Here is a 13,041-nt window from a genome sequence, read left to right on the forward strand (position 1 = left end):
CCCCTTTATTATGTAGTCTATATTAAAGTACACGTTCTGTTTGCAGAGATAATAAGCGGTGCCAATCAACAACCGTTGGGTTCTCTGCTAAATCCGCAAAAGTAATCTCCTTTCCTTCGCGACGCCACTTCTCTACTAAACTCATAATTCTGACCGAATCAAGTCCTCTATTTAATAAATCTTCATCCGTCTCAACACTCTCTACCGGTTCGCGAAGTAATTGTGCAACTAGTTCATGTACTTCCTGTAAAGTGATTCCTTTACTCTCATCACCTTTTGCACTTTGTAAATCTTTTAACAGTAAGTTAGTTGATGTCGTTACTGCACATCTATTAGATGCATACGCTAACGCTTGTTTATGATGCTCTAGTGAAAAATCAGCAACTGCATCTGCTACAAAGAACGGCTGAATTCCATCCATAAATGCTTCACAAGCTGTTAATAGGCAGCCAATATGCGCATAAATACCGCAAATAATGAGTTGATCTCTTCCTTGTTCGTTTAAAATTTCTAATAGATTTGTCTTTTTAAATGCACTATATCTCCATTTTGTTAGGAATATATCATCCTCATCAGGAGTAAGTTCATCAACAATTTTCTTTTTATCTGGTCCAGCAGGAATACCGTCACCCCAAAAGTCTTGTAATAACCCTCGTTGTTCTAACGTTTGTCCACCTGGTTGAGCTGTATAAACAACTGGTATACCAAGTTCCTTACATTTTTCTCTTATCACCTTAATATTTGAAATGAGTTCTACTTTTGGCGATTCTTTATCGCTATATGCATCAAGAAAATATTCTTGCATGTCATGGATTAAAAGAACCGCACGTTTTGGATCCGGCGTCCAGTTCACTTTATTTTTTGGTAGTTCGGATTCAACTGGCATTTTGTATACTGAAATAGATGGGATAGCCATCTAATCACTTCCTTCCAATTTTTATATTTTTATCGTTTTACCGTAATAAGTTTCTCAGCAATGACTTTACGTAACTCTTTTTTACTTACCTTTCCAACACCTGTTTGCGGAAATGCTTCAATAAATTCAATTCGATCTGGAATCTTATAAGCTGCTATACCGCGTTCTCTTAAAAACATTTTTAATTCACTTACAGTCGGAGCTTGTCCGCGAGCTATTACAAATGCACAAGTACGTTCTCCTAAATAGTCATCAGGCATCGATACAATTGCTACATCATGCACTGCATCATGTGCTAATAAATGATTTTCCACTTCTTCCGCGGCAACTTTCTCACCACCACGATTAATTTGATCTTTATCTCTTCCTTCTACAATGATGTAACCTTGTTCATTTACTTTCACAAGATCTCCTGTGCGATAAAATCCATCCTTTGTAAACGATTGTGCATTATGCTCTTCTGCTTTATAATAACCACGAATTGTATATGGCCCTCTTGTTAATAAACTACCTACTTCGCCAGGTTTTACATCGTTGTCATTTTCATCAACAACTCGTACTTCATCGAGTGCAGACATTGGTCTACCTTGTGTATGAATAATAATTTCTTCAGGATCATCTAATCTTGTATAGTTCACTAATCCTTCCGCCATACCGAATACTTGCTGTAACGTACATCCAAATGTAGGGCGTATACGTTTTGCAACTTCAGCACTAAATTTCGCGCCACCTACTTGAATCACTTCTAGACTCGATAAATCGTTATTACGTGAAGATGCAGCATCAAGCCATATCATTGCTAATGGCGGTACGAGAGCAGTAATCGTAACTTTTTCTTTTTCAATAAGTGCAAATGCCTCATCTGGACTACCTCCAGTTGCCAACACAACTTTTCCACCCGCATAGAAAGTTCCAAATGTTCCAGGAGAGCTCATCGGGTAATTATGTGCTACTGGAAGAACGGCCATATAGACACTCTTTGCACTTAAATTACAAATTTCAGCGCTAACACGTAAACTATAAATATAATCATCATGCGTTCGAGGAATTAATTTAGAAAGTCCTGTTGTCCCCCCTGATAATTGGAGAAACGCAACATCACTTGGCTGAACTTCTGGTAATGGAACGGGATCTATATATAAATCACTTATGTTCACAAATTCTTCTTCTTCTCCCACTACAATTACATGTTGTAAAGTTGGCACTTTCTCTTTCACTTCTCTTGCTAGTTTTCGATAATCAAAACCGAGAGCTTTATCTGAAATAACGTAAGCACTCGCCTCACTAAACTCACAAAAATAACTAATTTCACTGCTTCGATGTGAAGGTAATGCAAAAACAGGAAGTGCCCCAATTCGAAATAGCGCAAAACATACTTCGAAAAACTCAATAACGTTAGGTAGCTGGATTACAACTCGATCCTCTTGCTTTATTCCTAAATTCAGTAGCCCTGAAGCTAATCGATCTACTTTTTTATCAAACTCACTATACGTAATATGCGTATTACCACTTACAACTGCAATTTGATCGCCATATTTTTCAGCTCGCTCTCTTAACATCCCGCCAAATGTTTCCCCAAGCCAACACCCTTCCTCTCGATAACGATCAGCAAATTCTTTTGGCCATTTTGTATAACCTGTTAGCATTCTTTCTGCCCCCCTACTTTTCATTAAGTGAACTATCATTTAATCCTAATGCTTTCAACATTGTTTGGAACTTAGCTGATGTTTCTGCTAATTCATCTTCTGGTTTTGACTCAGCAACAACGCCCGCTCCTGCATATAAACGGAGTGTATTTTCTTGTACTTCAGCACAACGAATTGTAACAATCCATTCACCGTCTCCATTTAAATCACTCCACCCTAGCATTCCTGTAAAGAATTCACGGTCAAATGGCTCAATTTTTTGAATCGCCTCTCTCGCTTCTTCCATCGGTGTGCCGCAAACTGCTGGCGTCGGATGAAGAGCAATTGCTAATTCCAAAGAAGTAGTATTCGGATCCTTTAGTTCACCTTTCACTTCAGTAGATAAATGCCACATCGCTTCACTATGAATAACGGATGGCTTTTCCGGAACATGTAATGTATGACAGTACGGACGAAGCGCTGCAGCAACTGCTTCTACTACTACCGCATGTTCATGTAAATCTTTTGGAGAAGAAAGTAATTCCTCTGCTCTTCTCTTATCTTCAACTGAATCCTCACTACGTGGCCTTGAACCAGCTAACGGATTAGAAATAACTTGCATACCATTACGTGAGACGAGTAATTCAGGGCTCGCTCCAATTAACGTCTTACTATTCTCATTTTCATCTTTCGATACATTCACAGCAAATGTATATCCATGCTTATTATGCGCTGCTAATTCTCGAAGAAGTTTTTGCTTATCAATCTTTTCGGAAGAATTAACATCTAACGATCTGGATAGAACGATTTTCTTTAAATCCCCGCCCTTTATTTTTGCAATTCCTTGCTTCACACCATTCATATACACTTCAGGCGCTGGTACAGGCGTCATTTCGAATGTTAAGTTCTCATTTATTTCAAGCTGATTTGTTGTATCCAATTGTAATCGCTCAGAAGTCCTACTATATTCTGGTACGATAAGTTGGACTTCTTTTCTACGATCAAATGGCAAAGCACCGACAACGATAGGATTCGGATTTCCGGCTTGTTTTGCATTACATAATACTGCTTGTACAAGTTCTGGGAAACTTTCAATTTCATGATGCTTTACTGTAGTAAACTCTCCTTCTGCTAATATCGTTCGAGTTGGTGAAGCGAAAAAGAATGAAGATTCAGTCTTATAATCTTCTAGTAATTTTTCTGACAGTTCCTTTACAGCCGTAAATTCCTTCATTGTATAGTAACCCCCTGAATTTTTTATTAAACGCCTAATGTAGCTCCGCCATCAACACATAAATTATGCATTGTAATATGACTAGCTTTATCTGAAGCTAAAAACAATACTGCTTCAGCAATTTCTGAAGGCTGTGCAATTTTTTGTAACGGTATACCAAGTCTATATGTACTTTGAGAACCAGCAATTATATTTTTTTCTCCATTCTCATCAGCCCATAGTAGCCTTTGCATTTCAGTTTCAGTAGAACCTGGAGAAACTACGTTACAGCGAATGTTATACGCTGCAAGTTCTAATCCTAAACATTTCATAAACATCGTCGTAGCAGCTTTTGATGCAGCATATGCAGCCATCTCCATTCTCGGCGTATTTGCTGCATTTGAACCAACTGTAACAATTGTCCCTGACTTTCTTTGCATCATATGTTTACTTACTGCTCGGGACATATAGAAAACTCCTGTAGAATTTACAGAAAATGTTTTATTCCAATCTTCATCACTTAACGAGTGAATCGCTCCCATACGTAAAACCCCTGCAACATTTACTAATATATCTATTGGCGCTATTTCATTTTCAATATCATTTACCATCTGTTCAACTGCGGTACTATCACTCACATCTAAGCAAAACGTTTTCAAATGTATTTCATTTAAGAGTTCGTTTAATCCCTCTTCATTTTGATCAACCGCAATAACTGTAGCTCCTCTTTCTAAAAACATTTTAGCAACAACACTACCTATACCTTGAGCTGCACCTGTTACTAAAACAGTTTTCCCATCAAATTCCCCTAAGTTCATTTCCTCTATCCTTTCATTTAAAAATCAATCTAATTAAACAAATAATAATAATGATAATGATTATCATTATTGATGTAAAAAATAATACACTTACTAAACTAATTGGTCAAGTGTACTTTTCATTAAAATATTATTCATTGATAATGTTTTTCATTTAACGTTCTTACACCGAAATGATAATCTTTCTCAATAAACTTGTCAACCTATTTTTATTTTTCAGATAAAAAATTTAGTGCTTTTCAATACAATTACATCTAAAAGTATTAATAAATACTTACATTAATACTTTAATTCTTACCCCTCTTTGTAAAAATTGAAGATGATAAACTGAAGATCTCTTCAGTTACAAAGCCTTAACAAAAAGTCGAGCATTTATTTTCTCAATATTTGTCTGAAAATATATCTTGCAAACATCAATTCATATTTTCTTTATTATTTAAGATTTAATACATATTTCGAATACGATGTATCGATTTATTATATTCCAATATAATCCAAACGGATATTTCACTCACTTTTATATCAAAAAAAATAAAAAGTAATTTAACCTTGTTAAAATAACTCAAAAAAGCACCCTATTTAACAGGATGCTTTTTCGTAACTATAGTGTTATAGAAGATTTATATACTTATGCTACGCTGCGATACTCTTCTTCTTGTTCTTTTTTCTGTTTAGGTGCTCGAATTAAAATTGCGATAATGAATGACACGACACATAGTACACCAATCACCATAAAAGTTGGTTTGAATCCACCTAGAAGTGCACCGATAAAGGAACCTGCAAGCGCTCCAAATCCAAATCCTTGATACACAATTCCGTAATTCTTACTATGGTTTTTCATACCGAAGAAATCACCAACAATAGCTGGGAAAATAGTAATATTTCCACCAAAGCAAAACGCTACACTTGCTACACATACGAAGTAGATACCGTAATTCAAATCTACGAAACTTAGAACTAATACCGAACTCGCCATAACCACAAAAGTACCCGTAACAATTTTCAAACGACCAATCTTATCTGATAACGGTCCTAGAATAATACGACCTAATGTGTTAAATATTGCAACCATAGCCACCGCATTAGCTGCTGTCGCTGCACTAAGCCCTACAAGTTGAACACCAATGTCTTTTACCATACCAATTAAGTATAAGCCACTCATACATGATGTAAATAACATGATGAATAATAAGTATACTTGTTTTGTGCCTAACATTTCTTTCATTGTATATTCATGAGTGTTTGTTTCCTGAACTGCACCTTGATCAGCAGCTTGATGGATTAAACAAGCTCCAAGGACAATCATGGCTGTAACAATTAAACCCCAATATATAAACGCTTGCGATACACCAACGGAATCAATTAACTTTGCATTTATATATTTGAAAATTAAGCTACCTGTACCATATGCAGCTACAGATATACCAGAGATTAAACCTTTACGTTCAGGGAACCACTTAATTAAATTAGATAGTGAAGTAATATAAGCTGTACCATCTGCGTAACCTACAACAACTCCTGCTAGTACATAAAGCAATATTAACGAAGAAGCTTGTGAACTAAGTACTAATCCTAGTCCTAATGCTAGTCCAGCTATCATAATAAGTTTACGAAGTCCCCATTTTTCTTGCAATTTACTTGCAAATAAAGTTGAAAATGCTAAGGAAAGACTAGTAATTGAGAAAGTTATCGCAACCGCGTTAAGACTCCAACCGTATTTACTAACTAAAGGCTGATTGAATAAACTCCATGTATATATCGTTCCAAGTCCCATTTGAACTATTACTGTACCAAGGACAACAAGCCATGGATTAACCTTTGATTTTTTCATACCTTTCCGCCTCCTCTTTCTATTTCAATGCTTTTCGCTAAGTCTTGTTTTTTTATGTTCATTTTGGTCATCTCTTTTGATTTAACACCTTCATTGTATAAGATGTTTTCAGTTATGTAAGCACTTACAAGACAAGGCGTCAAAAACATGGAATCAGTTACAGAAAACGAAGGATGAAATACAAAAAAATGTTTTTTAAATACGTAATAGTTGTTCATATTGTTTTGTATAAGTTAAATTTACATATGTTTTTGAATCCTTTTTTCAATAGTAAAACAATAAAACCGTCTCTTTAATAAACATTAAAGAGACGGTTTTATTAAATTAATTCATAAGCCTGACTTTCTTTATACATTTATAATTGTTTCTTCAAATGTAATAATTGGCTCTACAAATTCCATCATAATGAAAGCGTTTTTAATACGTCTTGTTAAAACTTCTTTTAATTCTGCACACATAGACTACAAATATTTTTTTGATAAATAAAACTAAATATTCACTAATATACTTATACGTGGTTTAATATATATAATAAAAAATATTTCTGTCTTTAATGAGGAGGTACTATGAAAGCAAACGTAGGGGATACTATACTTTTTCAACGAAACAATTTAAAGATTACAGGATCTGTACTAAAACTTTATACTGAATCGGTCTTAGTTGAAATTACAAATGTAAGCGGTGGTACTTTTGAATTTGAACGAACAATTGTAAATCATAAAAACTATAAAATATTAAATACGAATACATAAAGTGAAACTTTAATCAGTGGGGGTTTTGTTCATCCCCCACTGATTATTAGTTGAACCAATCAGACGTTTACGGACAGCCTGACTCCCACCTAACTTCTTTGCTCCAACTGAATTTTGAGGTGGGAGTTTTACTGTCGGTTAACGCGTGATAGAACAACACAAAATAGCCCCTGCCCACCAGCAGCGGCTATTTTATATGAAAATACTTCATTAGTTTATATATCCTAAAACACTTACAATCTTACTCGCTTTTAAATTATTAATATGATAATAAATTTCTAAACCTCTTCTCTCAGCTCGTAACACTTTACCTTTCATTTTTGATAAATGTTGCGAAACAGTCGATTGTGGAATATTTAGTAATTCTGTTAGTTGTGTTACGTTACAAGTTTTTCTCGTGCTTAATTCATTTACAATTTGTAATCGGATTGGGTGCGCCATAATTTTTAAAATATCTACATCTTCTTCTGAAACTAAACTTTTTCTCATTTCACTCGTATATGTTGTCATAAGACATTCCCCTTTTATATGAATTCCTTTTATTTAGATCTATTTCCAAAATATTTAAAACTCCGATGTGAAACCTTTATATAAAAATAATAGAATTTTAAATTTTTAAAAACAGAACGAAATACAATTCACTTTATTTATTTGGTACATATACATAATACAATGTTAATATGTGCTCTATGTGAAGTTAGCATAAATTTATAATGAAGATTTTTCAAATAATTCACATCTAACTATATACTCCCTCATAACACTATCCAGTGATTTTAACATATTTTAGGCGTTTGTATATACTATATACAAAATAAATGTTATTTAGGGGGAATTCAAATGCCTACAATGTTACAAGAAGAAGTTGAAGAAGCGCGCGAAACATATGTCAGTCGTATCATTTTGGTCGGTGGATCGGCTTTATTTTTAGTAGGTGGTGTTATCTCGGCAATTTCGGCTTTTAAAGCTTATAATCGGTTGGAAAATACGCCTCCTTCTACAGATAACTCATAGGTGAATTATCTAATTTTGAATAACAAATAAAGAGGCTGTCCCCAAAGATGCTTTTTAGCCAAAATCGTATAAAAAGTGAAAGGCAGAAATGTTGATTTTATAACATTTCTGCCTTTTCGATTTCATGTGATCTTACTTCGAAAGAGACTTATGAGACAGTCCCTTTATTTTATCAAAAGTTCTATACTAAAGAATCGCAAATAATATGAATTACAATTGAACTTACTTCACCACAAACCGTGTCTGACTACACCCATCCTTCTGCTTCGTTACTTCTAATACAGCTGGCATTGCGTTTTTCAGCTCTTGAACGTGTGAGATTACACCAATAAATCGACCTGATTTTTGTAAGTCAATTAAGGCGTCAACCGCTTTTGTTAATGACTCCTCATCTAATGAACCGAATCCTTCGTCGATAAACATCGTTTCGATTGAAATACCGCCTTCATACGCTTGAATGACGTCTGCCATGCCGAGCGCTAAGCAAAGTGAGGCATTGAATTTCTCGCCGCCAGATAATGTTTTTACATCGCGTGTTTGGCCAGTATATGCGTCGTATACATCTAACCCTAATCCACTTTGACGATTTCTCTTTTCAACTCGTTCACTTCGTTTTAAATAAAATTGTCCATTTGATAATTTACGTAATCGTTCGTTTGCAATTTGAACAATTTGTTCTAAATACTCAATTAAGATGTAACGTTCAAATGATATACGGCTTTCGTTATCACCTTTCATTACTTCATATAAGTCAACAAGTTCTTGGAAAGCTTTTTCTTCCTCATGAATTTGCTCATCAATACGTCTAATATTTTCATGTAAATCAGAAATATAAGTTACCGCATTTTGCGAACGTTGACGTTTTTCTTTAATGATATCAAGGTTAATTTCTAGTTCTTTAATGTGTTCACCTAACGCCGTAATATCCATATACTCTTTATCTTTTAATTCAGCATGTAACTCTTCAATTTGTTTTGCAAGTACTTCAAGAGATGAATAATAGCTTTGAATTTCTTTTTGTAACATATCCATCTCGGCATCACTTAATTTCGCTTCTTTATACGTAATTTGATCTGTAAATCCACTCTGTTCAAGCTCTTTCATAAAGCGCGTGAAAGTCTCTTCTTTCTTCGATTTTGCACTTTCAAATTGATTAGAAGCACCTTCCTGTTCTGCTTGAATACGTATATTTTCATTTTGCCAATGTTGATACGCCTCCTGCACTTTCTTCCATTCGTCCTCCATTAATTTGAGCTCATGCATAGCTTGGTCAAACTGGACTTTCCAAGCTTGGACTGTTTGTAAGTTTTCAGGAATGTTTTTCTTATCATGTTCATATGACGTACGAAGCTGCATACAATCCATTTCTATACGGTGCTGTTCTGTTTCTACCTCATGTTTTTGTTTCTGAAGTGCATCTACTTTTTCTTCTATGCTTTTTATTTTCGCAGCTGTTTGCTTACGCGTTTCTTCACTTGCTTTTAACGTATTCACTTCAGTTGCTAATTGTTTTCCTTTTTGAACAAGCGCACTATATGTTTCAGCTAATTCTTCTGAGCGATAGCCTCGCTTCTTAACCTCTTCTATTACTTGCTCATATTGAAGATGATAGAAATTCCATTTCTCCTCTAATTGAACAAATAGTTTTTCAGCAATATTTTTCTTATCTCTTAAATCATTTAACACTTTTTCATCGATCGCATCACTTTGCTCTGTAGCTTTTTTCGGATGGGTCGTACTACCACATACTGGACAAGATTCACCATCATGTAAATGAAGAGCTAATATACCAGCTTGTTCACTTAACCAGCGACGTTCCATATTTTCATATGCATTCACTGCCGATTGCATGTTATTATATGCCGCTTCTTTTTCTTTCTCGAATTTTTGTTTTTCTTGCCAAACATCATATGCTTGCTTTAAAACTTTTGCATCTTCTCGCATATTCGTTAGTTCTTCTACTTTAGCTACGTATTGTTCAAGTGCTCGTTCTAATTGCTGTAATTCATCAGACATTAGCTGTTTATGATTTGTATGCACTTCTAATTGTTGCTCTAAATTTTGCATACTTACTTTTAATTTCCCTACTTGAACTTCTGCATTTTGTAAATTCAACTGTTTCTCAGCCAATGATGCAATAATCGGTTGTAACTCTTCTAATCTTTGAACAAGTTTTTTTGCATTTTCTCTCTCAGGTTCTTTATTCTTTACTGCTTCATATTTCTCCTGAGCAAGTTTAAAGTTATTCGTTATATTTTCTTTTTTAGCGATTATTTGTTTTAACAAACTTTCAACTCTCTGCTCATTTTGCATTGCTTCTTCATACCATTGTTCAAATGGTAATAAGCGCTTCGCTTGTTCCGCACGTTTAAAAGATGTTTCTTTCATTTCAATGACTGTACGGTTTTCTTGTAATGTATTATATTTCTCATTCTTTTGTTGTAAATCTATAAATTTCTCATTTACAGACTTCGCTGCATGAAAACGTGTTTCAGCATCCTTTAATTGCTTCGTTTGAATATCTTGTTCTACTTGTAATTGCTCCACCTCTGCCTTATACGCAGCTGTCTCTTGTTCTAATGCCTCTACTACTTGATGCGTATTTACATGGTCTTGTTCCACTAATGTCTCTAATAATGCTCCATCACGAATTGGTAATTTAAAAACATTACGGAAATATAACTCTCGCTCTTTCTGTTTTTCTTGTAAGACGTCTTTCCATTGTTTTCGTTTTTGGTCAAGTAACTCACGCATTAACTTATAACGATCTGTTTTAAAAATACGACGCAAAATCTCTTCTTTGTTTTCTGTCTCAGATGTTAATAGTTTTCGGAATTCCCCTTGCGGTAACATAACAATTTGGCTAAATTGATGTTTACTTAAACCAATTAAATCTTCTACTTTTTTATTTACATCCGTTACATGGAAACGATCAACAGCCGGAATCTTCTCTTCATCAATTACTTCATATAATTCTACTGCATGTCCCGTAATCGTCTTGTTCCCTTGTTTTTTATGTCCCAGTTGTCGTTTTATTTCATAACGTTTCCCTTTTAACTGAAAGGTTAATTCTACGCTTGTATACACATTATCATCAGCAAATTGACTGCGGAGCATGCTCGTATCACTTCGTTCTTCTCCGCTTGCCTCACCATATAAAACATAACAAATCGCATCAAAAATCGTTGTCTTTCCGGCGCCCGTGTTTCCAGAAATGGCGAAAATACGATGCTCTCCCAAATCGTCAAAATCAATTACTTCTTTCTGTTTATATGGGCCAAATGCCGTCATAATAAGCTGAATCGGTCTCATCCTCGTTCACCTTCCCGTTCTTGCACTGTTTGTAATACTTCTACAAATAGACGTTCTTTCTCTTCTGATAAATCTAAGCCTTTCATTTCTTTATAAAAAGCCTTTAATAATGATAAATCATCCATTTTATGTCTTGAAACAGTTAATTCATTTGACTCAGTGAACTCTCGTCTTTGAATGGCTCTTTCAACATGCATTGCATTTGGATAAACAGAGCGTATTTTTTCCATTGGCTGCAAGACAGGATTTTCATCTAATAATTTTACAAACACGTAATCTTCACTTACTGGATGTTGTAACAATTCATCTATTTTCGCTTCTACTGTTCGCATTTTACGGCGTGGTGTAAGTAACCTTTTTTCAATTGTTACTTCACCTTGCTCGTCCAATTCCACAATATAATATCCTTTTTTATGTTTTTCTTCAGAAATAGAATATGCAAGTGGAGAACCTGAATACCTGATTGTCTCATTACGTACGAAATGCGCTTGATGTAAATGTCCAAGCGCTGTGTAATGAAACTTATCAAAATAATGACTATTCACGTATTCAGCACCACCAATTGAAAGCGGTCGTTCAGCATCACTTGTATTCTCTTCCGCTTCGCCCGCAGAAGTTACAAATGCATGACCAACAAATACATGTCTAGCTTCTTTATCCATCGTTTCAGAAAGTTCATTCATAAAAATACGCATCGCATCATCATGAGAACGTACGTCTTCGTTTTTCAATACATGTCTCACTATGCTTGGATCCGCATAAGGAATGAGATGGAAGTGAACCTCCCCATATTCATCATTTAATATAATTGGCTCATATGGAAATTGAAATTGCCCCACAATAAATAATCCTTGTTTCTTCATTAAACTACTTCCAAAATGAATACGATCTGGACTATCATGGTTTCCTGCGACTGCAATAACTGGTGTTTGTAAATCAATCACTATTTTTTGCAGCACATCATTTAATAAGTCTACTGCTTCCGTAGGTGGAATTGCTCGGTCATATAAATCCCCTGCAATAATTACGGCATCTGGTTTTTCTTCTTCAACAGCTTGTACAAACTGATCTAATACAATCTTTTGATCTTCAGTCATATACACGCCATGAACAAGCTTTCCTAAATGCCAATCGGCTGTATGAAATAACTTCATGGTTTCCTGCTCCTTTTAATTTACTGAATTTAGTGATACAAGTTGATAGTTTATTGTAGTTTTTCCGTTCTCCCATTCTAACTTTTGTATCATTGCACTACCGATTCTTTCTTCATTTGATTTATATAAAGGTAATATTTCTTGAACTGTAAATAAGTGATAACCATCCAATTTTAATTGAAATATGTTTTCTTCTATATGTAATCTTACTTCTTTTTCATTTGAAATAATTTTTGTGTGCATCTCAAATTTCATGATAGATACAACCCCTTTTTCTAATCTCTACACTATTAATAGTATATTGGCTATGCAAGATTGACAAGTAAATACACGGTAAAGTACATACTTTTCTATTGCGATATGTTTTTTTAATTTCACATATAATACGGTATGTGAAATTTTATTC

Annotated in this window: 11 protein-coding genes; 2 read left to right on the plus strand and 9 right to left on the minus strand. The window is 34.6% G+C overall.

Features of this window, described 5'->3' with window-relative positions:
* Positions 1-22 precede the first annotated feature (22 nt).
* The 5 genes from dhbB to FH036_RS05250 form a co-directional block, all read right to left on the minus strand.
* Positions 23-916 (minus strand): isochorismatase, encoded by an 894-nt coding sequence (dhbB, locus tag FH036_RS05230; protein WP_139895478.1) that lies wholly within the window; start codon positions 914-916, stop codon positions 23-25.
* 29 nt (positions 917-945) lie between these two features.
* Positions 946-2,562: a (2,3-dihydroxybenzoyl)adenylate synthase gene (locus tag FH036_RS05235; RefSeq protein ID WP_139895479.1), complete on the minus strand. Its 1,617-nt coding sequence runs from the start codon at positions 2,560-2,562 to the stop codon at positions 946-948.
* A 13-nt stretch (positions 2,563-2,575) separates the two neighbouring features.
* On the minus strand, positions 2,576-3,775 hold the full coding sequence (gene dhbC, locus FH036_RS05240; protein WP_000657801.1) for an isochorismate synthase DhbC: 1,200 nt from the start codon (positions 3,773-3,775) through the stop codon (positions 2,576-2,578).
* Positions 3,776-3,801: 26 nt separating this feature from the next.
* Positions 3,802-4,572, minus strand: coding sequence for a 2,3-dihydro-2,3-dihydroxybenzoate dehydrogenase (dhbA, locus tag FH036_RS05245; protein WP_001048424.1), 771 nt, complete (start codon positions 4,570-4,572; stop codon positions 3,802-3,804).
* Between the two features lie 628 nt (positions 4,573-5,200).
* Entirely contained in the window at positions 5,201-6,403 is a 1,203-nt protein-coding gene (locus FH036_RS05250; RefSeq protein ID WP_000748920.1) for an L-lactate MFS transporter, read from the minus strand.
* A gap of 566 nt (positions 6,404-6,969) precedes the next feature.
* Here FH036_RS05250 and FH036_RS05260 point away from each other — a divergent pair.
* Positions 6,970-7,155 (plus strand): YkvS family protein, encoded by a 186-nt coding sequence (locus FH036_RS05260; protein WP_000646794.1) that lies wholly within the window; start codon positions 6,970-6,972, stop codon positions 7,153-7,155.
* A gap of 210 nt (positions 7,156-7,365) precedes the next feature.
* Here the strand turns inward: FH036_RS05260 and FH036_RS05265 are convergent, their stop codons facing one another.
* Positions 7,366-7,665, minus strand: a complete 300-nt coding sequence (locus FH036_RS05265) for an ArsR/SmtB family transcription factor (RefSeq protein WP_000214798.1) — start codon at positions 7,663-7,665, stop codon at positions 7,366-7,368.
* Between the two features lie 330 nt (positions 7,666-7,995).
* Here FH036_RS05265 and FH036_RS26995 point away from each other — a divergent pair, with 330 nt between their 5' ends.
* Entirely contained in the window at positions 7,996-8,169 is a 174-nt protein-coding gene (locus FH036_RS26995) for a hypothetical protein (RefSeq protein ID WP_001142746.1), read from the plus strand.
* Positions 8,170-8,391: 222 nt separating this feature from the next.
* On the opposite strand, the gene FH036_RS05270 is transcribed toward FH036_RS26995, so the two are convergent.
* From FH036_RS05270 to FH036_RS05280, 3 genes are read right to left on the minus strand one after another with little or no spacing between them, the layout of a single operon-like run.
* Positions 8,392-11,481, minus strand: a complete 3,090-nt coding sequence (locus FH036_RS05270) for an AAA family ATPase (protein ID WP_138322049.1) — start codon at positions 11,479-11,481, stop codon at positions 8,392-8,394.
* Entirely contained in the window at positions 11,478-12,635 is a 1,158-nt protein-coding gene (locus FH036_RS05275; RefSeq protein WP_000765137.1) for an exonuclease SbcCD subunit D, read from the minus strand. Before FH036_RS05275 ends, FH036_RS05270 begins: the two co-directional genes overlap by 4 nt.
* Before the next feature lie 15 nt (positions 12,636-12,650).
* Positions 12,651-12,890 carry a DUF2584 domain-containing protein gene (locus FH036_RS05280; protein WP_000667348.1) on the minus strand — a complete coding sequence of 80 codons (240 nt, stop codon included), beginning with the start codon at positions 12,888-12,890 and terminating at the stop codon, positions 12,651-12,653.
* Positions 12,891-13,041: the final 151 nt, after the last annotated feature.

Origin of the sequence: Bacillus sp. CD3-5 (assembly GCF_006349665.1) — a bacterium.
GTDB classification, from domain to species: Bacteria; Bacillota; Bacilli; order Bacillales; family Bacillaceae_G; genus Bacillus_A; species Bacillus_A paranthracis.